Source organism: Collimonas sp. OK412 (assembly GCF_900112135.1).
GTDB lineage: Bacteria > Pseudomonadota > Gammaproteobacteria > Burkholderiales > Burkholderiaceae_D > Collimonas > Collimonas rhizosphaerae.
Genome location: NZ_FOLC01000023.1, coordinates 46,069 through 69,970, shown reverse-complemented (window position 1 = coordinate 69,970; position 23,902 = coordinate 46,069). Strand labels below are relative to the sequence as shown.

Here is a 23,902-nt window from a genome sequence, read left to right as displayed (position 1 = left end):
AGCAACTCGCCTTCGGCTCAAACATCTTTCCCCACAATTCCCGGCTGACACGCGCCGGATTTGGCAACGTCTCAATGCGGAATTCAAAAGCAACGTCAAAAGCAACGTCAAAAGCAACGTCAAAAGCAACGTCAAAAGCAACAGCCTAGGCCTGATTGCTTGTTGGTGAATTTTCCCGTTTTCCCACTCGCTGGACGCCATCGCCATACTTGCTTATGATCGTATCCTCCGACTCCCACAAGGAAACGATTTCATGACAACCAGCCAACCCGCTGTGCAGCAAAGCGCCATTCCGCAATTACGAGGCTTGTATCCGCCGCTGGAGCCGTTTAAATCCGGTTTGCTGGATGTGGGCGATGGGCACCAGGTGTATTGGGAGTTGTGCGGCAATCCCGATGGCAAGCCTGCGGTGTTCTTGCATGGCGGTCCGGGTGGCGGGTGCAATGCCGATCATCGGAGGCTGTTCAATCCGGAAAAATATTGCGTCATGCTGTTCGATCAGCGCGGGTGCGGGCGGTCGACGCCGCACGCTAACCTGGAAGCCAATACTACCTGGCACCTGGTGGCCGATATCGAGCGGCTGCGCGAGTTGATCGGGGCCGAAAAATGGCTGGTGTTCGGCGGCTCTTGGGGCAGCACCCTGGCCTTGGCTTACGCCGAGACACATCCGCAGCATGTCAGCGAGCTGGTGCTGCGCGGGATATTTACCGGCACCCATGAAGAAGTGCAGTGGTATTACCAGGACGGCGCATCACGCCAGTTCCCGGACAAATGGGAAGATTTCCTGGCGCCGATCCCTGAGGCGGAACGGCATGACATGGTGGCAGCTTATAGCCGCCGCCTGACCGGGACCGATGAAAGCGCCAAGCTGGCCGCGGCAAAGGCATGGAGCGTGTGGGAAGGCAGCACGGTCAAGCTGATTCCCGATCCTGCGCTGGCCGAAGCGCATGACGAGCCGGAGTTCGCGATCGCTTTTGCCCGCATCGAAAACCACTATTTCACCCACGGCTGTTTTTTCGAAGACGGCCAGCTGCTGCGCGACGTGGCGCGGCTGCAGGACATTCCGGGCGTCATCGTGCAAGGCCGCTACGATGTCTGCTGCACGCCGAAAACCGCGTGGGCCTTGCATAAGGCATGGCCGGAAGCGGAACTGCACATCATTGCCGATGCCGGGCACGCCTACAGCGAACCGGGAATCCTGCATCAGCTGATCCTGGCGACCGACAAGTTCGCCGCTTAAGCAGGAAAGCAAGCAGGACGGGCGGCTGCCCTCCGCAGGACACCGCGCCGGCTGACCATTCAGGAGATCCGTTATGTCACGACGGTTTCACTTGCGATACATGCTGCCGTGGTGGCTGGCGGCCGCCGGGATAGCCGCGCCGGCCGCCGCGGAAACCCTGAAAAACTGGTTCAACGACCCTTTCATCCAGGTCCGCGGCGCCGTGGCGGACTGTCCGCAACCGCTGGGGCCGCTGACGAATGAAGAAGAGATGCGCAGGCAAACGCACTGGCGCAGTGAACGCGGCACCACCTGCTGGCTCGCCGGCCAATGCGACAAGCCGAACTCTTATCTGTACGATGCGCCGATCGCGCGCTCGGTACAGGCGCATTTTGCCGCCGAACCGGGATTCGCCCGCAACAGCAGCCTGTGGCTGACCTTCCAGCGCCGCTTCGTCTGGGTCGAAGGCTGCAGCGCTGATCCGGCCGTCGACGCGGCCGCGCTGGAAACCTTTGTCCGCGCTGAACCGGATATCGAACGGGTGATTGTTAACCTGCGTACCGGCGGCGGCAACCCCCCCTACCCGCTGGCGCCGCCTGTGCCATTGGGATCGCAGCCGGCCAGATAAATTCGGCGCTGGCCATCCGCTCGATTTTCGATTGTTACGTATTTAACGTAACAATCGATGCCAGGAATATTCGATTTGCTAAAAACCGCAAACGGTTTAGAGTGGCCGTGCAATGCGCTGGATGATCCAACGCGCTGCGTATGGAAAGCAAAAGGTAAGGCATGAAATTGATCCTGATTCCCCTGCTGTTTAGCACTTTACTGATGTCCGATATGGCGATGGCGGACGATCTGTCGATGTCCGTCGGCGACATGCTGAGCGACAAGGATGTGATGCAGGCGGCCAATGCCTGTTTGCTGAAACATCCGAAAGGCGGCAATGTGTTTGTTGAAAATGTCTATCCGATGAACCACGGCATGGTTGGCATCGTTACCGCGGACGCTTCGGGACGCCGCTACGATTGCAACGCCGAACTGGGAACCGGGAAAGTGCGCAGCAGCGAACCGATTATCGAACCCAAGGGGCCGCTGTTCGTATCGGCCAGGCAGATGCAGGCGCCGCCGCAAGGCGAGTGTTTCAGCAGCAGCCCGCTGGTAATCGGCCGCCAGCTGCAAGGCTGGCTGCTGAGCCAGACCGGCAAGTGCGGCGGCGTTTCCTGGAACGGCATCGCCGCCGGCGCGAAAACTCCATGATGTTCTGACGAACAAGGCTTTTGACGTCGACATGGCAAGCACCAGCAATAACCTGGCTGCAGCCTATGCCGCCCATCAAGCCGCGCCTTGTGTGTAGAATAAATGCCGCTGGATCAGTTGCGGCGAGGCTGGGATAATCGCTGCACTTCAGCCACATTCAAACCAGAGGAGAAAACATGCAGAACCATGCCAAAACGACGTTGCTGGCCGCCGCCATCGGGTTGACCTTTAGCGTTGCCGCGCAGGCCCAGGAGCAAGTCGTGAAGATTGCGCACGTCGGCCCGATCACCGGTCCGGTTGCGCATGTCGGCAAGGATAATGAAAACGGCGCGCGCATGGCGATCGACGACCTGAACGCCAGGCATCTGGTCATCGGCGGCAAGAAAATCCAGTTCGTACTGCAGGCTGAAGACGACGCCAGCGATCCGAAGCAGGCTACCAGCGTCGCCCAGAAGCTGGTCGACGCCAAGGTGGCGGGGGTGGTCGGGCATCTGCAGTCGGGCACCTCGATTCCCGCATCGAAGATTTATTTCGACGCCGGCATCCCGCAGATTTCACCTTCCGCGACCAGCGCCAAATATACCGAACAAGGGTTCAACACCACTTTCCGCGTGGTTGCCAACGACTCCCAGCTCGGCGCTGCAATGGGGCGTTATGCGGCAAAAACCTTGCATGCAAAAAAGATCGCGGTGATTGACGACCGCACGGCCTACGGGCAAGGGCTGGCTACCGAGTTCCTTAAAGACGCCAAGGCGAACGGTGTGGAGATAGTGTCGACGCAATACACGAACGACCGGGCCACCGACTTCAGCGCAATCCTGACCGCGGTCAAGGCCAAGCAGCCGGACCTGATTTTCTTCGGCGGCATCGACGCCAGCGCCGGCACCATGCTGCGCCAGATGCGGCAACTCGGCATCACCGCCAACTTCATGGGCGGCGATGCGATCTGCACCGGCGCCCTGTCGCGCCTGGCAGGCGAAGGCCTGATCGACGACAAGGTCTATTGCGCGATCGCAGGCGGGGTCGAAGATACCGCGCCGCTCGACGCTTTCAAGGCGGCTTACAAGAAAAAATACAATGCCGACATCGTCCAGTACGCGCCGTACACCTACGACGCCGTGATGATCATCGCCAAAGCCATGCAGCAAGCCAATTCGGTCGATCCCAAAAAATACCTGCCGGCGCTCGGCAAGATCCAGTACACCGGCGTCACCGGCAAGATCGCATTCGACGGCAAAGGCGACATCAAGAACGGCACGCTGTCGATCTACACCTTCAGGAACGGCCAGCAGACATTGCTGTCGCTGACCAAGTAGAACCGCCTAAGGAGACGTATTGGCGCAAGCAGCAAGCCGCACTGGACGATTGTTCATGCTGATGGATGCGTTGCGCAGCCATCGGCGGCCGGTCACCGCTGCCTGCCTGGCAGAGCAGATGTCGGTCTCGGTGCGCACCATCTACCGCGACGTGCAGACCTTGATCGAGCTGGGTGCGCCGGTCGAGGGTGAAGCCGGCCTGGGTTATGTGCTGCGCGCCGGCTTTTTCCTGCCGCCGCTGATGTTCAACGAAGACGAACTGGAAGCGCTGGTGCTGGGGGCGCGCTGGGTCAAGCAGCAAGGCGACGACGGCTTGGCGCAGGCTGCGGGGAATGCGCTCAGCAAGATCGCTGCCGCTTCGCCGCTCGACCTGCGCGACAGCATGGCGAACATGGGTTTGCTGGCGGCCAGCTTCCTTGAGGAAGCGCCCAACAACAAGACGCTGGGTCCGATCCGCGAAGCGATCCGGCGCCAGCACAAGATCAATATCAGTTATCGCGACGAGAACGGCAATGCTACCGAAAGACTGGTCTGGCCGATTGCGCTGGCGTTCTTCGAGGGCAAGCGGCTGGTCATCGGCTGGTGTGAGCTGCGCAACGGCTTCCGCCATTTCCGCAACGACAGGATCAGCGCCTTGACGGTGACCAAGCTGCGCTATCCGCAGCAGCGCAGCGTGCTGCTGCAGGCCTGGCGCAGCGAGAATCCGTTCGGCGAAGATCATTAGGACTGGCTTGTCGGAACGCTACTGACACAGGTTGTCAGCAGCCCGGGACTAAGATGCAGGTCTTGCATCAACAACTTCCGGGAGATCGTCGTCATGCGCCTTTACCATCACCCAATTTCATCCAATGCGCGGCGCGTCGTCATGACCGCGCACCACCTCGGCCTGCCGCTCGACCTGGTGCTGCTTGACCTGTCCAGCGCCGACCAGCGCAAGCACCTGCTGGCGATCAATCCCAACGAAAAAATCCCGGTGCTGGTGGACGGCGATTTCATCCTGTGGGAGTCTTGCGCGATCATGCAATACCTGGCCGACAAGACGCCGGGCCAGTCGGTTTATCCGGCCGAGCTGCGGGCGCGGGCCGACGTCAACCGCTGGATGTTCTGGTCGGCCCAGCATTTCGCGCCAATGATAGCGATTTTTTACTGGGAAAATTTCATCAAGGGGCTGATCGGCGCCGGCCGGCCGGATCCGGTCGAATTGCAGCGCGCGCTTACCGACCTGGAGAAATACGCCGGCGTGCTGGACGGACATCTGGCGCAACGCAGGTGGGTGTCGGGAAGCGGCCTGACGCTGGCTGATTTGGCGATCGCCGCGCCGCTGATGGCGGTCGAACCGGGGCGCGTGCCGCTGGCGCCGTACACACACCTGCAAGCCTGGTTCAGCCGTGTGCAAGAACTTGACGCCTGGCGCCAGACCGAGCTTGAAGAAGAGCTGTTGATAGCCTGACAGCTGCCGCCAGGCGGCATGTGCCGTCAACCTGTATCACCCCCTCCTTTTTGCCAGGCAAGACAGTCGCTATTTCTTTTTGGAAATAGCGACTCTGCTATTATGAAGATGCTTTTCTGCAACTTCTCAAGGTCCCAGCTGCGCGGACCGTCCTGGCCGCCGCATCGATTGATTGAACAAACTGCATTTCTCACAAGGAAGGATGTCCCTTATGGAGTGGCTGCATGAGTTATTCAAGAAATCCCCGGAGATAGCGCTGTTTTTATCGCTGGCGGTCGGTTATGCCGTCGGCAAGATCAAGTTCGGCAAATTCCAGCTGGGCGGCGTCGCCGGCTCCCTGCTGGTGGCGGTGCTGGTCAGCCAGGTCGGAGTGCATGTCGATCCCGGCGTCAAGGCCGTGCTGTTTGCCTTGTTCATTTATGCGGTCGGTTACGAGAGCGGTCCGCAGTTCTTCAACTCGCTAGGCAAGCAGTCGATCCGGGAAATCATCCTGGCGGCGGTGCTGGCGCTGACCGGGCTGGCGACGGTAGTCGTGATGGCCAAGCTGTTCGGCCTCGACAAGGGCCTGGCGGCGGGCGTTGCCGCCGGCGGCCTGACGCAGTCGGCAATCATCGGCACCGCCGGCGACGCCATCACCAAGCTGGGGCTGGATGCGGCAGAGGTGGCGCGCCTGCAGGGCAATGTCGCGGTGGGATACGCTGTGACCTATGTGTTCGGCTCCTTCGGCGCCATCATCGTCTGTGTCAGCATCTTGCCGAAACTGATGGGCCGCAGCATCCGCGACGATGCGATCAAGGCCGAGACGGCGATGCTGGCCGGCGTCAAGCTGCTGGGGCCGGAACAGCATGCGGCGCTGCCGGAACTGGTCGGCCGCCTGTATGAAGTTACCCAAGGCAAGATCTCGGTCGAGGAAGTGGAAAATCTTGATCCTGCTACCGCCATCACCATCGAGCGCGTCAAGCGCGCCGGCCAGGTGATCGAAGTCAGTCCGCAGCTGGTGCTGCAGTCGCATGACATCGTGCTGGTGGTCGGCCGCCGTGAAGCGGTGGTCAGCACTTCCGGTTTCCTCGGCAAGGAAGTGTATGCGGTGGAAGGCATGGAGCTGACCATGCAGCACCGGGAAGTGGTGCTGACCAACAAGGCATTCCACAACAAGAGCGTGGCGGAAATCCGCACCCAGACCGCGGGCGAGGTGCGCCACGGCATTTACGTGGTGCAGCTCAGCCGCATGGGGCAGGTGCTGCCGATACTGCCTGAAACCATCGTGCAGGTGGGCGACGTGGTGTCCATCTATGGCGCCGAACAAGACGTCAAGCGTGTCGCCGATATCGTCGGTTATGTGATCGTGCCGAGCGCCAAAACCGATTTTGTCTATCTGGGCGCCGGGCTGGTGGCCGGCTTGCTGGTCGGCCTGCTGGTAGCCAAGGTCGGCTCGATCCCGCTGACGCTGGGCAGCGGCGGCGGCGCCCTGCTGTCCGGCCTGCTGTTCGGCTGGTTCCGTTCCCGGCACCAGTCGTTCGGCGCCATGCCGGCCGCCGCGGTGCAAATCCTGAAAGACCTCGGCCTGGCCGGCTTCGTGGTGGTGGTCGGCCTGTCGTCCGGCCTGCAGGCGGTGGAGACCGTCAGGCAGCAGGGTTTCACCATCTTCGGCGTCGGCGTGGTGGTGACCATCCTGCCGATGATCCTGACCATGCTGATCGGACGCTATGTCCTGCGCTACGATAATACGGCGGTGTTCGCCGGCGCCCTCAGCGGTTCACGCAGCGCCAACCCGGCTTTCGGCGAGGTGCTCGACAAAGCGGAGAACGCCATTCCTACCGTGCCCTTTGCCATTACCTACGCCCTCGCCAATGTGTTCCTGACCTTGCTGGGACCGCTGGTAGTGGCGCTGGTCTGATCTTGTTTGCGCATCCTGCTCCGCCGCGGCGGAGTCAATCTATCGAATAAAAGGAGTATCAGAATGGATTTCAGCGACCCGGATAAACTCGCTTTGCTCAGCCCGTTTGAATTGAAAGATGCATTGATCCAGGTGGCGTCGGGCGCTGACCGCGCCATGCTTAACGCCGGCCGCGGCAACCCGAATTTCCTGGCCACCACGCCGCGCCACGGCTTTTTCCAGTTCGGCCTGTTTGCCATGAGCGAAGCCGAGCGCTCTTATATCTATATGGACGGCGTCGGCGGTTTCCCGCAGCGCGACGGCATCGAGGCGCGTTTCGAAATTTTCACGAAGGCCCATGCCGGCGTCGACGGCGTGCGTTTCATCGAAGCCGCCGTGTCTTATGTGCGTGACCAGCTGGGCTTGTCGGCCGGCGCTTTCCTGTACGAGATGTGCGTAGCCATCCTCGGCTGCAACTATCCGGTGCCGGACCGCATGTTGAATCTGGGCGAGCAGATCGTCGGCCAGTACATCCGCCAGGAGATGATCGGTGAGCAGCCGTTCATCGGCAATTTCGACATGTACGCGGTGGAAGGCGGCACTGCCGCCATGACATACATTTTCAACAGCCTGCGCGAAAACCATATCCTCGAGGCCGGCGACACCATCGCCCTCGGCATGCCGATCTTCACGCCCTACATCGAAATTCCGCTCCTCAACGACTACCGGCTGGTCGAGCTGCTTATCGATGCGCCGGCTGAGAACAACTGGCAGTTCACCAGGAAAGAACTCGACAAGCTGCTCGATCCCAAGGTCAAGGCGTTCTTCCTGGTCAATCCCAGCAATCCGCCTTCGGTCAGGATCAACGACGAGACGCTGGCGTACATTGGCGAGATCGTCAGGCAGCGCCCCGACCTGATCATCCTGACCGACGATGTGTACGGCACTTTCGCCGACAACTTCATATCGCTGTTTGCGATCTGTCCCTACAACACCATCCTGGTGTATTCGTTCTCCAAGTATTTCGGCGCCACCGGCTGGCGCATGGGTGTGGTGGCCACCCATGAAAAGAATATCCTGGACGACAAGATTGCAGCCTTGCCCGAGGCGCGTCGCAAGGAACTGGACCGGCGCTACAACTCGATCACCACCGAACCGCGCGCACTGAAATTCATCGACCGGCTGGTGGCCGACAGCCGCACCGTGGCGCTGAACCATACCGCCGGCTTGTCGACCCCGGTGCAGGCGCAGATGACCTTGTTTTCCCTGTATTCGCTGCTGGACGAGCCGCAGAATTACAAGAAATCGATGAAGCGCATCGTCCTGCGCCGCAAGGAAGCGTTATACCGGGCGCTGGCCTTGCCGCTGCCGGTCGACGCCGATTCGGTCCACTACTATCATCTGCTCGACCTGGAAACGCTGGCCACGCAAATGTATGGCGCCGATTTCGCCAAGTGGATGGTGAAGCGCCTGAAGCCGAACGAAGCGCTGTTCCGGCTAGCGGAAGAAACCGGCGTGATCCTGCTGCCGGGGCGCGGCTTCGGCACCGCGCACGCTTCGGCGCGGGTGTCGCTGGCCAATCTCAACGAGTACGACTACACCAACATCGGCAAGGCGATCCGCAAGCTGGCGCTGGAATTCCATACGCAGTTTGAGAAAGGTGCGGGCGGCGAAAAAAGCGCCAAGAGCGTGGGCGGCGGCAAGGGGGCAAGCGCCAAAGCCAAGCTTGCGAAGAAAGCAAAGAAGTAAATAAAGATAGCGGTAAACGATAAAAATCCCGTGGCGTGCCATGGAATTTTTTGCAGGCAGTATGTTACTGCTTATAGCCGTCGTTCAGGGTTTTCAAACACTCTATTTAGTCGGACAATTGCATCCTGGAATTGAATGTCGTTTCAGGCTCGAACCCAAAATTAGGAAAACCATTTGAAGCATAGCAAACATCTGAAAAAATAGCCGATCAGTGAATGAAATTGATTGGCTATTTTTCGCTACATAATTCGTTTGAATTTCGGACTGTTAATCCATACAAAACGCGCGCTTCACAACCGGAACCGAAACCGTTTCCCATATTGCTATAGCTGAGTTCGCCAATTTCCGGGAATGGAGTCCCCACGCCATTAATGTAAACGCGATGGGCGCCGAGAGACGGATCTTTTAGATATGCATCGTGCAATCTGACGATATTGCTATGCTTCAAACTTGGCTTGTCTTCATACATATTATTTCTGGTGCCATCAAAGAACAGACCAATGTCCAAATCGTCTTGGCAATTAGAAGTGCATAAATAGTGTTTCGGCAAAACCTGTTCGATCGCGCCGATCGGGGCTTGTCGGGTTGGTGCAATGGAAAACGTAAGATCATCTGTCATCGTCACACTCTATATTTCCTGCTGCGTTCCCTACTCTTTCGTCTCATCTCGGCCAGTTCTTCCGGTGTAAACAACGCATTCACACGGGTACCGATCGTAGCAGTATCCGCAGCATGAGGGTCATCACGTTGAATTGGATGTTCTTTACTTCCGTATCCAAATGGACCCGATACCACACGTACTTTCCCACCTTTGAAAAAATGTACATACACTTTCCCAGGCTCTTCATATTTCTCGACTGGAACTAGAGCTTTATAGACCCCTTCCGAAGTAATGCTTGTATAGTTACCGGCAGCGGTTTCTGTTAGATTTTCTTTGCTCCAATCCCCTACTGCCCATCTGACTTCAGCAACCAAATTCGGATGCCATTTTTTAGGAAGCGCCATGCAACAAACTGTGCTTCCTCCTCCGCCTCCACGTCCTACATTACTCCCGCTGGTACCACTAACGTAAAAGTCCGAAATATTAAAATCTGGCCCGATGTGCTGGACACCAGTCAGACTAACGGGTGTGAAATTACGGTCGTTAATACCAGCTTGAATGCTGGCACAACCCGCGAAGGTAAGGACCAACAAAGGCAAAGCGAGTTTTTGAAGCCAACTCATCTGTTTTTTTGTTTGAATTCTTTTCATGTGTTTTCTCTACTCTTTCTTTTCATCTCAGCTAATTCTTCCGGCGTAAATAAAATACGGGGCTAGCCAAGCGTTGCATTCTGGTTGTTATGCGCCAACAGTGGGATCGTCCAAATACGCATCGAACAGCCTTGCAACATTGCTCTGTTTTAGCCGCCCTTCGTCTTCATATTTATTATTTCTTGCGCCATCAAAGAATAGTCCGATATCTAAGTCTTCTTCACATTTCGAGGCGCATAAATAGTGATTCGGGAGTACAGAAGTAATACCAGCAGTCGGCGCATGTCGAGTTGGCGCTATTGAAAATGTAACCTTCGCATTCATCTCCAATCTCCACCGTTCTTCTTGTTCTCATTGAATTTACGTAACGACTCCGCCTGCTCTTCAGGAGTAAATAATGTGGCGATTGGAGTTCCTACCGTTGCATTGTCGATGGCGTGAGAATCACCTCGATGGATTGGATGATCTTTATTGAGAACGCCGACATTACTGGAAACAACTCTCACTCTTCCGCCGATAAAAAAATGTACGTAAAGCTGTCCAGGCACATCATATTTCTCGACTGGAACTAGAGCTTTATAGATCCCTTCCGAAGTAATGCTTGTATAGTTACCGGCAGCGGTTTCTGTTAGATTTTCTTTGCTCCAATCCCCTACTGCCCATCTGACTTCCGCAGTCAAACCGGGCCGCCACTTATTTGGAAGGAGTACACAACAAACGTCGCTGCCGCCGCCACCTTCACGTCCGACATTGCTACCGTAAGCTCCATCCACATAAAATCCGGAGACATTAAAATTTGGTCCCATATGCTGTGTGCCTGTCAGTCCAACAGGTGTGGAATTACTGTCGTTAATACCAGCTTGAACGCTGGCACAACCTGCGAAGGTAAGGGCCAACAAAGACAAAGCGAGTTTTTGCAACCAACTCATGTGTTTTCTCTACTCCTTCTTTTCATCTCAGCTAATTCCTCCGGCATAAATAAAATACGGGGCTAGCCAAGCGCTGCGTTCTGGTTGTTAGCATCATTGCTTGCAATTGTCGCTTCGCTGCCGCCACGGAATCCTTTGCGATAGCGCCAGTAGCCGGTTGCCTCGTGAAGTCCAGCTGGCGTGAAACTCGCATAAGCGCCAATAGCGGTGTCGTTCAAATATGCGTCAAACAACCTGGCAATATTGCTTTGTTTTAATTCGTTTTCGTCTTCATATTTATTGTTTCTTGTACCATCAAAGAAAAAACCAATGTCAATATCTTCTTCGCATTTGGATGTACATAAGTAATGCTTCGGCAATACTGGCGTAATAACATCGATTGGCGCATGCCGGGTCGGCGCAATAGAAAATGTGGCTTCCTCCGTCATCGCCAATCTCCTCGATTTCTATTTTCTTTCGACTTGCGTGCGGATTCTAATTGTTCCTCCGGAGTGAAAAGAGCATCAACTCGCGTACCAACAGTCGTGATATCGGCAGCATGTTGATTGTCTCCAAGGATAGGATGTAGTTTGCTTTCTGGATAATACTCACTTGATACAACACGAATTCTGCCGCCTGCGAAAAAATGTACAAATAGTTGCCCCGGTTTATCGTATTTTTCAACTGGCACTTTAGCTTTGTAGACTCCTTCGGAGGTAATGCTTTTATAATTCCCCGCAGCAGTCTCTGCCAAATTTTCTTTACTCCAGTCACCGACAGCCCACCGCACTTCAGTCGTCAGATCTGGTCGCCATTTTTTCGGTAATGCTACACAGCAAATGCTACTACCGCCGCCGCCACCGCGGCCGACATTACTGCCATATACGCCATCGACATAAAATCTCGAAACGTTAAAATTTGGACCAATATGTTGTACCCCTGTCAGCCCAACAGGGGTGAAATTACTGTCGTTAATACCGGCTTGAACGCTGGCACAACCGACGAAGGTAAGGGTCAATAAAGATATAGTCAGTTTTTGCAGCCAACTCATCCGTTTTTTTGTTTGATTTCTTTTCATATAATTTTCCTTTTCGACACTCTTCTACGCTCGGATAGAGCCAATTCGCTCCTTAATTCTGCTTCAGGTAGTGTTGGCTTTCTTAACGTTTATTGAACTTGCCTGGCTCAGGCGATGGGATATCCTGTCCAAGCTTCATTCGTCATATTTCCAGATGATCTCTTTACTTTTCTGTCTCATTTCGACCAGTTCTTCCTGCGTAAACAAAGCGTCTACGGAGATATCTAAGTCTTCTTCACATTTCGAGGTGTATAAATAGTGCTTCGGCAATACAGAAGTAATACGTTCAGTCGGCGCATGTCGAATTGGCGCTATGGAAAACGTAAGATCTTCTGTCATCGTCACTCTCCATATTTCCTGCTGCGTTCCCTACTCTTTCGTCTCATCTCGGCCAGTTCCTCCGGCGTAAACAACGCATTCACACGGGTACCGACCGTAGCAATATCCGCAGCATGAGGGTCATCACGTTGAATTGGATGTTCTTTACTTCCGTATCCAAATGGGCCCGATACCACACGTACTTTCCCACCTTTGAAAAAATGCACATACACTTTCCCAGGCTCTTCATATTTTTCAACCGGGACAATTGCTTTGTAGCGCTCAAAGGTAATGCTTTGGAAGTTACCCAAAGCTGTTTCTTCTTTGTTTTGCTTGCTCCAATCACCAATCACCAATCACCAACCGCCCAACGTACCTCAACGGTGAAATCTGGGCGCCACTTTTTCGGAAGTGCCACGCAACAAACGATGCCACCACCACCGCCTCGCCCTACATTACTGCCGCTGATACCATTAACGTAAAAGTCCGAAATATTAAAATCTGGCCCGATATGCTGGACACCAGTCAGACTAACGGGTGTGAAATTACGGTCGTTAATACCAGCTTGAACGCTGGCACAACCCGCGCAGGTAAGGACCAACAAAGACAAAGCGAGTTTTTGAAGCCAACTCATGTGTTTTCTCTACCCTTTCTTTTCATCTCAGCTAATTCCTCCGGCGTAAATAAAATACGGGGCTAGCCAAGCGCTGCGTTCTGGTTGTTAGCATCATTGCTTGCGATTGTCGCTTCGCTGCCGCCACGGAATCCTTTGCGATAGCGCCAGTAGCCGGTTGCTTCGTGCAGTCCAGCTGGCGTGAAACCCGCATAGGAGTCGTGAACGAAGCCGTCGAACAGAGCGGCGATGGCGGCAGTCGTGGGCGGCGCGTTCTTTGCCATATCCAGCAACGCAGGCGCTTCCGGATCTAGTGCGCTCAATGCCGCTTGCCGATACTCGGCAGCTTTCAGACTGGCGCCGGGTTGGCCTTTAATGAAATCAAGGAATCGCTGAGACAAACTGACGTCGCCTTTGAGGCCGATCAGATCGGCGTCTTTCATCAGGATTTTATTTGAATCAATCAACAGTTTTCTGTCCTCTGCGTTCGCCTTTTGTACCTGAGCAAGCTGCTCGTAGCGCTTGCAGACTTGCCAGCGCCAATTCAAGTAAGGCTGCAGCCATTCATGGATTGGGCGTGGCTTCATAGTGGAAGCCGTCAGAAAATCATTGAAGGCTTGTTCGACCCGAGGGCTTACTACAAACGGCGCATGACCAGAATCAGAAGTGGCTCGCTCCTTGTCCAGCGGTGCACCCGCCGCAACCGCACAATCAAACATATGATTGAGCGGGATTTGCGATAATTTAAGCGCGTCGCTTTCAAACAAAGTATTGCCAACTGAAATTCCTAGTTCACCCGGCTCATAACCACCCCCGACATCGCTGTGCGCACCTGGATAAACAAACTCCTGACAATGCGGTGGCAGTACTCCGTCGACGCCAAGTTCGTCAATCGGGAAATTCTTGCGCAACTCGTGCATGGCAACCATGTGCACACAATTTTCTACCGATGTGGGAATCCGCAAATCTTTCGCTGTTGCCCATCCATCATGACCGCCGGTGCTGTTGACGATAGTGCCAGCCAATCCACCCAACACACCTGCGGAAGCAACGGTATCTATCAGGCCAACGAAACGAAAACGGATAATGACGCCGGCCAGCTTCCCGCCGACCAGCAACTTATCCAGCCACTGACAGAAAACCCGCGCTTCTGCAGCCCCACGTGAAAAGCCGAATACGTCAATAAAACATTCTTTAATATCTGGCTTGCCGTGTGTCGATAGCTTCTTCTCGAGAAAATTTGCCTGTCGCTTCAAGAATTCCTCGCGCGGGCTAAGGCCACCATGGCTCATCAGCAGACCTTCTGTTATCCCAAGCTTTTTGAGCTCTTGCAGATCACTTGGATCGGACACATGAAAACTGTTGCGGCACAAGGCTTTGACTTGCTCTTTCCTAAAAAAAGGTTGATCGTCGTAAGCACGTGCATGTATCGTATTAAACACAGCAAGTAATCCATATAAAACGCGCGCTTCACAACCGGAACCGAAACCGTTTCCCATATTGCTATAGCTGAGTTCGCCAATTTCCGGGAATGGAGTCCCTACGCCATTAATGTAAACGCGACGGGCGCCGAGAGGCGGGTCTTCCAAATATGCATCGTGCAATCTGGCGATATTGCTATGCTTCAAACTTGGCTTGTCTTCATACATATTGTTTCTGGTGCCGTCAAAGAATAGCCCAAGGTCGATATCTTCTTCACAGTTGGACGTGCAAAGATAATGTTTCGGCAAAACCTGTGCAATTGCGGCTGTTGGGGCTTGTCGAATTGAGGCAACGGCAAATGTAATTTCGTCTGTCACCGTCATTCTCCATATTTACGACTGCGTTCTTTGCTTTTTCGTCTCATTTCAGCCAATTCTTCAGACGTAAACAATGAATCAATATGACTGCCGATAGTCGCGCTATCAACGGCATGTTGATCATCACGCTGGATCGGATGAATCTTGCTCAATGAACCAGGAGCGCTGGAAACCACGCGCACTTTTCCTCCTGCAAAGAAATGCACCCAAACATGTTCCGCCTCGTCGTATTTTTCAACCGGGACAATTGCTTTGTAGCGCTCAAAGATAATGCTTTGGAAGTTACCCAAAGCTGTTTCTTCCTTGTTTTGCTTGCTCCAATCACCAACCGCCCAACGTACCTCAACGGTGAAATTTGGGCGCCACTTTTTCGGAAGTGCCACGCAACAAACGATGCCACCACCACCACCGCCTCGCCCTACATTACTGCCGCTTGTATGGTCTACATAAAAATCAGAGATGTTGAAATTCGGCCCCATATGCTGCACACCACTCAGTTCCACTGAAGTGAAATTGTTTTCGTCGACGCCAGTCCGAACACTGGCACAACCCACGAAGGTAAAGACGAAAAAAGACATAGCCAGCTTTTGTAGCCAACTCATCCGTTTTTTTGTTTGATTTTTTTCCATGTACTGTTCCTTGTCGACATCCTTCTACAGCCAGATAAAAGCCAAATTGCGCCCCAATTTTTCCTGAGGTTGCACTAGCAACCCTTAATTTCGCTAAGCTTGCCCCGAATATCTCTCTATGGCCTGCTTTAAATCTACATTAATCGCGGCTGCATTCTGCTGCGCCAAGATGTCCGCCAAACCAGAATGGCCCAGCAATCGCCCTTGCGTGTCAAAAATAGCATCCGCCAGCAACAGCAGAACACCGTTGTCGCTGTGCCCGGCAGCACGCCACTGAGCAATTGCCTCACTTGCCCATCGATGCTGCTCAGCCATATCACCGGGTAACGTTTGCCCTTTGCGCCTTCTTAACAAATTGCCGATTAACTGATCTGGCGCCTCTAATTCTGTCAGCAGAGCATCTTGTTGCGCCGTGAGCGTCAGCGGCGTCGGCGCCAGCTCCTGCCCAGGTTCGGCCAGGGCCAGAGCGGTTAACACACCGTGCCTCTGGTGAACGCACCAGCGGGTCATGGGACCGACAACCGCCGCCCATTGGGCCGGCGTCAAGACGACCGCCAGGGACGGCAAGACGGCGCAGTCGGCAAAACGCAGCGTCGGTTCGTCGCCGCTGGCTAGTCTCACAAAGATGAAATGCCGTAAATGCTGGGCCAGCGCATCGTGCGACAACCTGGTTTCAATCAGGGATGCATGCAGTTGGGGTTGCATCGCATTAAACAGCGTCATCATTAAATCCAACTGACCAGCCTGCTCCGCCGCCGCCATATCAATCAACAACGGACTGACCGTGGCGGCCGTTTCTTTATAAATGGGAAGCAGCCAGTCCGGACGTGCGTCCGCTTGCATGGGAAGATAGGCTTCAGTCCCGCCTAACATGGCGCTGTCGATCAATAGAAAAGGGGAAATCTCCGGTTCTGTTGCTGTCATGCCGGATTCGCCCTGGCCAGTTTTTGTTGTGCTGCTTTCAGCAAGCAAGGAATGCAGATATCGTGATTCGGCAACTGACCGGGAAAGTGCAGCGGCCTGGCTTGCGGCCCGAAGGTCTGGTGATCGGCCGCGTGAACTTCGTGGCCGCCTGGCGTATATTCCTTGATGCCGTCGCCGCTGAGGACAATCTCGCTGCCGCCGCCATTGAGACGTATGCCCAGCTTGGCCTTGAGATTGATCCAGTCGTGCGTGCTGATGATATCCAGCACCTTTTGCGCCAGCAGCTCAAGATTGTCGCTTTGCGCTTGAATGCTCACCTTGCCGCTGGCGGCGATCAGCTTGACGCCGAGCTTGTGAACGTAGACCGACCACAGGTCCTGGACTGCTGCAAAAAATGATTTGCCGGTGGCGACCGAGACATGCCCGCCGGCCGTCAGCGCGGTATGGTCGGCGCTGGCGAGATGGGTGGAAGCGGCGCTGCTGCTTTCGATGCCGCTGGGGCTGGCCAGTACCAGATGTGGCTCTGCCAATTCAGGAAAATCGCCGCCGCTGCCCTTGATTGCCTCGTTCTGCGCCTTGATGGCCTTGGCGACGTCTTGCTGGTCTGCCTGTTCGTGCTGCGCCTCATGGGTTTGCGCCAGGTCAGCCAGCTGCTCGTGCAAATCCCGCGATTGCGTCAGGCGCGAGACAGTTTCACCCATGTCGGTGGTATGTGCTGCACCCTTGGGGCGCGCTTCGGTGGTGAGCAGCATGCCATGCGAACGCAGTACGCCCTGCGCATCCGACCTCAGCTCAAAGCCGCTGCCGCGCCGGTCCTGCCGCCCGGCATTGTTGTTGATGCGGGTGATGGAACCTAAGGACAGCATGCTGTCGAAGGCGTCGCTTTTCAGCTGCGCCTGTATGGCATTGTTACTATCATCAAATATCAGGTGGTTGCTGCGCCCGCCAACGGCATTGCCGCCCTTCGGTGCCAACTCCCTGCTGCGGATGCCGGACAGTGCGCTTTGCGACGGCAAAGCCCATGGCGGCATATTGTCTTGGCTGATCACTGATCCGGTAATGATGGGACGATCACAGTTTCCATCCAGCCATTGCACGATCACCAGCTGGCCGCTGCGTGGAATCGCTATGATGCCTTGCTGCGCGCCGGCCCAGCCGCTGGAGACACGTATCCAGGCGGAGCTGTCTTGATTGTTCTTGCCGTGGCGGTCCCAGTGGAACTGGACCTTCACGCGTCCGAAATGATCAACAAAAATATTTTGCCCGGCAGGACCGACGACTGTCGCGGTTTGCAGGCCGTAGATGCGGGTCGCCTCGCTGTTGTAGCCCTGCTCCGGATGCCATGGGATTTTCTTGCGGATGCATACGGCTGTGTTGGTATAGGCGGAGGCGGCATCGGCGTCTTGCAGATAATTATTGGTGGCGCAGTGTTCGACGCTGATCACCAGGAATTCATGGTCTTGCTCGTCGTGCGGCTTGTCGCGCTGGGGCGACCAGTCCTCATCGAAATGGCCGGTGAGGCGCTGCCACCGTCCCGGTTGCAGATAGGGACAATTGCCGCGCGCATCAAAGCGCTTCGCGGCCGCCTCGATCCCCTCGGCCAGCACCTTGCATACACGGTCACCATCCTGCAGGCTGCTAAAGCCATAGGCGCCGGCATATTGGTAAGACTCGATGGACGGCACGGCGCCTTGCTGGTTGATGGTGGGGACGCTGACATGCTGCGGCCGGGGATTCTTGATATCGTAGCTGGAGCGCGCGACCGTAGACGCCGCAAATTGGCGGAACGGCGACCACTCCCAAATTGCCGCTTCCTCGGCAGCGCCACCGTGGCGCTGGAACGGCACTTCGGGCCGGCCGTCGATTGCGGCGGCATAAGTGGAGTCATCCGACAGCTTCAATACATGGCCGGTGGGCCCATGTTCGTAGTGATAATGCCAGCCCAGCATTTCCCATCGGCGATGCAGGAAATTGGCTTGTGATTCGTTGAACTGGAAGCGTTCGGTGACGATGGGGTCGTCATGATGCAGGGTGCAATCCCATGCTGCCAAGCCGCCATGCTCGGCGAACACCGCCGCCGTCAAATCCTGCAAGGACAGCTGGTGAAACACGCGGCAATCCATACGCTCTTTAAGGAAGGCCAGCCAAGGCACCAGATGCGCCTCGTAAAACGCCAGGTTGCCGTCGCTGCGCTTGAAGCGGAATTGGTCGACGTAACCGGTGAAAAAGCGTGCGCAGCCGTCGCTGCGGATCAATTCCACGCACAACAGCTTGCCGAGCATGGCCTTGAGTTCTATGTGAGGATCATCGCTCAACAGTTCTAGCGTATAGGAAAAATCACGGCTCAAGGCCTCGCTGGCATCCAGCCTGTTGACCAGTAATTCCGCGTCAGGCGCATCATCGTTAATGAACGACAGGCGCAAGACGCGATTGTGCTGGCGATCTTGGATCAGGCTTTGCAGCGTTCTGGCAGTACTTTTCATCCGTCCCTCCCATCGCCTGAAGGCAATACGATGCTTTTTAGATAACTTTTCACTTATGTTAAGCAAATGTTGGTGAAAAAGCAAGTGTGGATGTGGAGTTGCGACGCTCACGGCCTCGAGACGCAAAGGGAATGCGGCCCTGGCCAAAACAGCTGTCCGTGAGCGAGTGGTTACGGTAGTGTCGACAAAACGCGAAGCGTCATATGGAATTCGTCGAGGCCCGTTTTAAGAAGAGTCTTAATATCCGCCTTGAACAATCCACGAGATAGGCATGATAGACATAGATGTCGTTCCGATGCACCGGTAGAGCGTTCTGACCTTAATTCAGCTGGAGTCGATAGTCGCCGCAAATCCCTGTTTATTGCCGGTAACCGTCGTTCAGGGTTTTCAGGAAAGCCATCACATCCTTGATCTCGCTGTCCGTCAACGCCGGCCGGTCGCCCGGCTTGCGGTCGAACGGCGCTTCCACATTGACGTTGCCGTGGTAGGCCGGCGGCAGGTCGTCGTATTTCATGACGCTGCCGTCTTTGGCCTTGGGATACCATTTCTGCGGCTGAGTATCGCGCTGCACGTAGAATTTCATCACCTGTTCCAGGCTGGTAAAGCTGCCGTTGTGGAAGAACACATTGCGCGTCGCCACATTGCGCAAGGACGGCGTCTTGAACATGCCGCAATACTCGGTCTTGTCCTTGAGGTCGGTGCGGTCCGGGCCGCACAAACCCATGTCGTAATATTTCGGATCGGCGTTGGCCCGGATATTCTTGTTGCGCGGCACGCCGATGGCGATCAGGCCGTAGTCGGTAAATTGCGGAAAGGCGCCGCTGGCCGTGATTGCGCTGATGTGGCAGGAGGCGCAGTTGCCTTTCGATGCATCGTTGAACAGGCGCAGGCCGTTCAGCTCCTGCTTGCTGAGCTGGACCTGCTGGCGCAGGAAGGCGTCGTATTTGCTGTTGTAGGGATAGAATTCGGTCGGGCTTTCCTGGAATACTTCCAGCGCCATCAGCGCCCATTTGAAGGCTTGCTCCTGGTTGTCGAAAATATCCTCGCCGAAGGTGGCGCGGAACTGCGCCGCGTAGCTGGATTTTTTCAGTTTTTCCACCACTTCGGCTGCATTCGCATTGCCCATTTCGTGCGCCGACAGCAGCGGGATCCGCGCCTGGTCGTGGGTCGACGGCGCGCGGCCGTCCCAGTTGTGGCCGCCGGTGGGGCCGGCGTCGATGCTGTCGTCGCCGTCGTCGTCGAAGAAATGTTCGGTGAAGGCCGGCACGTTCTGTATGTAGCGCAGCGAAGGCACGGCGCGCGTGCCCAGCGTTTTCATTTCCTTGCCGCCCAGCTGCACCGCCAGGTTGTTGGGCGGGCCGAATGCATGGTCGGGGCTGTGGCAGGTAGCGCAAGACATCTTGCCCGAAGCCGACAGCGAAGGATCGGAAAACATGGTGCGGCCGAGCGCGGTCATGTCGGCTACCGAGGGCTGCTTTTTCAGCGTCGGCGCATAGGTCGCGCCGACGTAGGCCGGGGCAGCGGGCTTGGCTGCTTCGGCGTCCGCATGCTGCTGGCCGCAGCCGTTCAGGAGAAGCACGGCGACGCCGCTCAGGAATGCAATGACCGCTGGTTTCATAGGAATGTCTGACGAGCCTTGGGGACGAGCGGAGCGCCGCGTCGAATGGGAGGCAAGCCTAGCAGCGTTGTGTGACAGAACGATGACACATCCACATCCTGAAAATAAATGGCGGCCGCTACCGCATTTCACACAGCTGAAATATTCGGGGCATACGATTGCGCTTTTTATCGCCCGGGGAGGGTTTATGAAGCGGACCATGCAATGGCTGCCGGTAACGGTGGCAACGGTGACACTATCGGCGGGCCTGAGCGCCTGCGGCGGCGGCAGCTCGATCGGCGAGGCCACCGGTGCAGTGACCAGCGGCCAGGTAACCGGCAGCTATTACGAAAACGCCAAGGTCTGCTTCGAAGACAAGGTAAAGAAAGCGACGTGCGACGCCGCATCGCCGGTAGCCAGGACTGCTCCCGACGGTTCATTTTCCCTCAAGGGCCAGGGCGCGGTGGTGGCCACCGTCGATACCGACGCCATCCGCCACGAAGCGCTGGGCGACAAAGGCAGCGCCATCACGCAGAAGCTGGTGTTCCGCGCGCCGCTCGGCCGCAGCGCTTTCATCAGCGCCATCTCGACCGAACTGACAGCCGCCATGGATGCCAACGGCGGCGATTTCGCCGACGCCAGCAAGAAGCTGGCCGCCAAGATCGGCACTGCCGAAGCCAACCTGCTGGCCGACATCAACAAGCTGGGCGGCAATGACCTGGCCAAGCTGAAAGCGGAAGCAGCGGCCGTCAACGCTGCCATCGCGGCGGCCATCGCCCAAGGCGGCACGGTTGACCTGGGCCAGGCCCTGGCCGGCGCGCTGGCGATGAACAACATCCAGAACGTGGTGGTGATCTTTGCCGAGAACCGCGGCTTCGACAACCTGTACGGCCTGTTCCCCGGCGCCAACGGCATTCCCGGCGTCAATCCGACCTCGACTTCCAGCTATGTACCGCAAAAGGATTTCGACGGCAGCACCCTGCCGGTCCTGCCGCCGACCTGGGGCGGCATGACCCTGGCCGGCCAGAGCACCGTCATCACCCAGGCGCAATCGGCCAACCTGCCGAACAAGCCGTTCCAGATCGATGACGCCAACAGCCCGATCTACATGTCGTCGTCCGTGATCACGCGCGACCTGGTGCATCGTTTCTTCAATAACCAGATGCAGATCAACGGCGGCAAGAACGACAAGTTCGCCGCGTACTCCGATGCCGGCGGCCTCAGCATGGGCTATTACGACGGCAGCAAGATGAAGCTGTGGAATATCGCCAAGCAATACACGCTGGCCGACAACTTCTTCATGGGTGCTTTCGGCGGCTCCTTCCTGACCCACCAATACCTGATCTGCGCCTGCGCCCCGACTTACCCGAACGCCGACGCCGCCACTTCGCCCGCCAAGGGCAACATCTCCGCCGTCACGCTCGACGCCAGCGGCAACCTGGTCGGCCTGACTCCGGGCACCGGCAATCCGACTTCAGTATTGAACGGCGCGCCGGTCTACCTGAAGGACAGCACCATCACGCCGAAAGACGCTTCCGGCATGTTCTACGCGGTCAACACCATGCAGCCGCCGTACCAGCCTAGCGGCAACAACGCCGCCGCCGTGGCAGCGTACGCCGACCCAAGCAAGGCTACTACCCTGCCGGTCCAGACCCAGACCAACATCGGCGACGAGCTGACCAGCAAGGGCGTCGACTGGGCCTGGTATGCAGGCGCCTGGAACGCAGCGTTGGCAGATGCGCCGAACGCCACCCGCAGCGTGATCTACGGCGGCAAGGTCCAGTTCCAGCCGCACCACCAGCCGTTCAACTACTATAGCCGCTTCGATCCGGCCACGGCCGCCGGCGCTGCCGAACGCGCCAGCCACCTGAAGGATTTTGATGCTTCGTTCCTGCAGGATGCTGCTGCCGGCAAACTGCCTGCGGTTGCGTTCTACAAGCCGCAAGGCAACTTGAACCAGCATCCCGGTTATGCCAACGTGGCTGACGGCGATGCCCACGTCGCCGACGTCATCACCAAGCTGCAGGCCAGCCCGCAGTGGAAGCACATGCTGATCGTGGTGACTTACGATGAAAACGGCGGCTTCTGGGATCACGTGGCGCCGCCCAAGGGCGATCGCTGGGGTCCGGGCACACGCTTGCCGACTCTCCTGGTGTCGCCGTATGCGAAGAAAGGTTTCGTCGACCACACCCAGTACGACACCGCTTCCATCCTGCGCTTCATCACCAATCGTTATGCGTTGCCGGTGTTGCCTGGCCTTACCGCACGCGACAAGGCGCTGGTGGCGAACGGCGCCAAGCCGATGGGCGACCTGACCGGCGCATTGACGCCGGTGCCGCAAGAGTAATCCGCGCAAGCTCGGCGGGGAAAAAGATAAAGCCGGCTGCCTTGGAAAAGGCAGCCGGCTTTTTTATCTCTGCCAGGAACCCATGGGCGCCAGCGCCGGCGACAGTTCCGCTTCGCTCCAGCGCAGCGGCAGCGAGGCTTCGACCCGTATCGCCTGCTCCACGCGGAAGCGCAGCAAACGTTCGGCGCCCTTGAATGCCGCCACTTCGGGGCCATCCCAGACCAGCTCGGCGCTGGCCGCCAGGTAGAGCACGTCGCCGCTGGCGAAATCGATGAACAGCAAACCGGCGCGCGGATGCTCGACCAGATTGCCGATGGTGTTGAAGAAAGAGTTGCCGACGAAATCGGGTACCGTCAGCGTCTTTTCATCGTCGATGCGGACGAAGCCGGGTTTGCCGCCGCGATGCGACACGTCAACCCCGTACTGGCGGTTGCTTGCATCGGCAGGTTTGCCCATGAAGGCCGTGGCGATGAAAAAAGTGTCCGCGCCGGCGACCAGGTCTTGCATCGCGGCGTCCAGCCGGGTTGCCCTGTGCACTACGGGCGCCGCGGCGTCGTCGCCTTCGACCAGGGTGGGACGGCGCGCCTGGATATATTTCGGGCAGTTGCCGAAGCTCTGGTCTACCTTCAGCGTCCATCCTGCCGCGCCGATTTTCTCGACCTTGCCGTTCATGCGGTTGCGGCGGCGGGTATGCGGTTCGATGCCGAGCAAGCCGATGGCTGCGTTGTCGGCCAGCGTCTGCTGCAGCGGATCGGCTGCCAGCACATGCGGATGTATCTCCAGGTGCTCGGCGTCCGGCGAAGTCACGAAACCGGGCGCGCCGGTGACGATCGACGCCCACGGCTGCTGTTCGCGGTCGATGCTGCCGACGATCATGAACGGCAGCTGCTGGAAAAACTCGCGGTGCTGGTCGGGCATGAAGCTGCGCAGCAGCTGGCCGCGGCTCGCCATCATTTCAAGCACGCCGGCGCGCTGCTGCACCGCGCGTTCGCCGCGATGGAAAGGCGTGCTGTCTGGACCGGCTGCGGCGATTTCAGGATGGGACATTCTTGGCTCCTTGGTAGGGCGCTCCGATTGATTGATGG

The 23,902-nt window shown here is 56.9% G+C and carries 24 protein-coding genes; 9 read left to right on the top strand and 15 right to left on the bottom strand.

All coding sequences use genetic code 11. From position 1 onward, the window contains the following. The first annotated feature begins 253 nt into the window (after nucleotides 1-253). The 8 genes from pip to BM062_RS20005 all read left to right on the top strand — a co-directional run bounded on the left by pip (nucleotide 254) and on the right by BM062_RS20005 (nucleotide 8,870). On the top strand, nucleotides 254-1,240 hold the full coding sequence (gene pip / locus BM062_RS20040; protein WP_092400106.1) for a prolyl aminopeptidase: 987 nt from the start codon (nucleotides 254-256) through the stop codon (nucleotides 1,238-1,240). A gap of 73 nt (nucleotides 1,241-1,313) precedes the next feature. Beyond that, a complete protein-coding gene (locus tag BM062_RS20035) occupies nucleotides 1,314-1,847 on the top strand; it encodes a hypothetical protein (RefSeq protein WP_092400104.1) in 534 nt (177 codons plus the stop codon). Between the two features lie 161 nt (nucleotides 1,848-2,008). Then, nucleotides 2,009-2,479 (top strand): hypothetical protein, encoded by a 471-nt coding sequence (locus tag BM062_RS20030; protein ID WP_092400102.1) that lies wholly within the window; start codon nucleotides 2,009-2,011, stop codon nucleotides 2,477-2,479. 176 nt (nucleotides 2,480-2,655) lie between these two features. Next, the gene (locus tag BM062_RS20025; RefSeq protein ID WP_092400100.1) at nucleotides 2,656-3,795 is read left to right on the top strand and encodes a branched-chain amino acid ABC transporter substrate-binding protein; all 1,140 of its coding nucleotides are present in this window, start codon (nucleotides 2,656-2,658) and stop codon (nucleotides 3,793-3,795) included. A gap of 19 nt (nucleotides 3,796-3,814) precedes the next feature. After that, a complete protein-coding gene (locus BM062_RS20020) occupies nucleotides 3,815-4,519 on the top strand; it encodes a helix-turn-helix transcriptional regulator (protein ID WP_092400098.1) in 705 nt (234 codons plus the stop codon). Between the two features lie 93 nt (nucleotides 4,520-4,612). Further along, complete coding sequence (locus tag BM062_RS20015; RefSeq protein WP_092400096.1) at nucleotides 4,613-5,245, top strand: glutathione S-transferase family protein; 633 nt, start codon at nucleotides 4,613-4,615, stop codon at nucleotides 5,243-5,245. Nucleotides 5,246-5,456: 211 nt separating this feature from the next. Further along, nucleotides 5,457-7,142 carry an aspartate-alanine antiporter gene (gene aspT, locus BM062_RS20010; protein WP_092400094.1) on the top strand — a complete coding sequence of 562 codons (1,686 nt, stop codon included), beginning with the start codon at nucleotides 5,457-5,459 and terminating at the stop codon, nucleotides 7,140-7,142. A 63-nt stretch (nucleotides 7,143-7,205) separates the two neighbouring features. Beyond that, the gene (locus tag BM062_RS20005; RefSeq protein ID WP_092400092.1) at nucleotides 7,206-8,870 is read left to right on the top strand and encodes a bifunctional aspartate transaminase/aspartate 4-decarboxylase; all 1,665 of its coding nucleotides are present in this window, start codon (nucleotides 7,206-7,208) and stop codon (nucleotides 8,868-8,870) included. Nucleotides 8,871-9,099: 229 nt separating this feature from the next. On the opposite strand, the gene BM062_RS25300 is transcribed toward BM062_RS20005, so the two are convergent. The 14 genes from BM062_RS25300 to BM062_RS19950 form a co-directional block, all read right to left on the bottom strand. After that, a complete protein-coding gene (locus BM062_RS25300) occupies nucleotides 9,100-9,495 on the bottom strand; it encodes a DUF2235 domain-containing protein (protein ID WP_139220140.1) in 396 nt (131 codons plus the stop codon). Next, nucleotides 9,492-10,121 (bottom strand): DUF3304 domain-containing protein, encoded by a 630-nt coding sequence (locus BM062_RS20000; protein WP_092400090.1) that lies wholly within the window; start codon nucleotides 10,119-10,121, stop codon nucleotides 9,492-9,494. Before BM062_RS20000 ends, BM062_RS25300 begins: the two co-directional genes overlap by 4 nt. An 87-nt stretch (nucleotides 10,122-10,208) precedes the next feature. Continuing rightward, on the bottom strand, nucleotides 10,209-10,445 hold the full coding sequence (locus tag BM062_RS25295; protein ID WP_139220139.1) for a hypothetical protein: 237 nt from the start codon (nucleotides 10,443-10,445) through the stop codon (nucleotides 10,209-10,211). Next, nucleotides 10,442-11,050 (bottom strand): DUF3304 domain-containing protein, encoded by a 609-nt coding sequence (locus tag BM062_RS19995; RefSeq protein ID WP_092400088.1) that lies wholly within the window; start codon nucleotides 11,048-11,050, stop codon nucleotides 10,442-10,444. Before BM062_RS19995 ends, BM062_RS25295 begins: the two co-directional genes overlap by 4 nt. 62 nt (nucleotides 11,051-11,112) lie before the next feature. Further along, a complete protein-coding gene (locus tag BM062_RS19990; RefSeq protein WP_092400086.1) occupies nucleotides 11,113-11,478 on the bottom strand; it encodes a hypothetical protein in 366 nt (121 codons plus the stop codon). Continuing rightward, nucleotides 11,475-12,107: a DUF3304 domain-containing protein gene (locus BM062_RS19985; RefSeq protein WP_092400084.1), complete on the bottom strand. Its 633-nt coding sequence runs from the start codon at nucleotides 12,105-12,107 to the stop codon at nucleotides 11,475-11,477. Before BM062_RS19985 ends, BM062_RS19990 begins: the two co-directional genes overlap by 4 nt. A 135-nt stretch (nucleotides 12,108-12,242) precedes the next feature. Continuing rightward, the gene (locus BM062_RS19980; protein WP_092400082.1) at nucleotides 12,243-12,446 is read right to left on the bottom strand and encodes a hypothetical protein; all 204 of its coding nucleotides are present in this window, start codon (nucleotides 12,444-12,446) and stop codon (nucleotides 12,243-12,245) included. Nucleotides 12,447-12,448: 2 nt separating this feature from the next. Then, a complete protein-coding gene (locus BM062_RS25290) occupies nucleotides 12,449-12,778 on the bottom strand; it encodes a DUF3304 domain-containing protein (protein ID WP_254785177.1) in 330 nt (109 codons plus the stop codon). Next, nucleotides 12,775-13,059 carry a DUF3304 domain-containing protein gene (locus tag BM062_RS19975; RefSeq protein WP_092400080.1) on the bottom strand — a complete coding sequence of 95 codons (285 nt, stop codon included), beginning with the start codon at nucleotides 13,057-13,059 and terminating at the stop codon, nucleotides 12,775-12,777. Before BM062_RS19975 ends, BM062_RS25290 begins: the two co-directional genes overlap by 4 nt. A 62-nt stretch (nucleotides 13,060-13,121) precedes the next feature. Next, nucleotides 13,122-14,837: a phospholipase effector Tle1 domain-containing protein gene (locus BM062_RS19970; RefSeq protein ID WP_175501099.1), complete on the bottom strand. Its 1,716-nt coding sequence runs from the start codon at nucleotides 14,835-14,837 to the stop codon at nucleotides 13,122-13,124. A 2-nt stretch (nucleotides 14,838-14,839) separates the two neighbouring features. Further along, entirely contained in the window at nucleotides 14,840-15,466 is a 627-nt protein-coding gene (locus tag BM062_RS19965; protein WP_092400076.1) for a DUF3304 domain-containing protein, read from the bottom strand. A gap of 93 nt (nucleotides 15,467-15,559) precedes the next feature. After that, complete coding sequence (locus BM062_RS19960; protein WP_092400074.1) at nucleotides 15,560-16,390, bottom strand: DUF4123 domain-containing protein; 831 nt, start codon at nucleotides 16,388-16,390, stop codon at nucleotides 15,560-15,562. Beyond that, entirely contained in the window at nucleotides 16,387-18,873 is a 2,487-nt protein-coding gene (locus BM062_RS19955) for a type VI secretion system Vgr family protein (RefSeq protein ID WP_092400072.1), read from the bottom strand. Before BM062_RS19955 ends, BM062_RS19960 begins: the two co-directional genes overlap by 4 nt. A 358-nt stretch (nucleotides 18,874-19,231) precedes the next feature. After that, on the bottom strand, nucleotides 19,232-20,491 hold the full coding sequence (locus tag BM062_RS19950) for a cytochrome-c peroxidase (RefSeq protein WP_092400070.1): 1,260 nt from the start codon (nucleotides 20,489-20,491) through the stop codon (nucleotides 19,232-19,234). Between the two features lie 187 nt (nucleotides 20,492-20,678). On the opposite strand from BM062_RS19950, the gene acpA reads away from it, so the two are divergent. Then, nucleotides 20,679-22,817 carry an acid phosphatase gene (acpA, locus tag BM062_RS19945; RefSeq protein WP_092400068.1) on the top strand — a complete coding sequence of 713 codons (2,139 nt, stop codon included), beginning with the start codon at nucleotides 20,679-20,681 and terminating at the stop codon, nucleotides 22,815-22,817. A gap of 63 nt (nucleotides 22,818-22,880) precedes the next feature. Here acpA and BM062_RS19940 read toward each other — a convergent pair whose 3' ends face one another. Beyond that, nucleotides 22,881-23,864, bottom strand: coding sequence for a pyridoxamine 5'-phosphate oxidase family protein (locus BM062_RS19940; RefSeq protein WP_092400066.1), 984 nt, complete (start codon nucleotides 23,862-23,864; stop codon nucleotides 22,881-22,883). Between the last annotated feature and the right edge of the window lie 38 nt (nucleotides 23,865-23,902).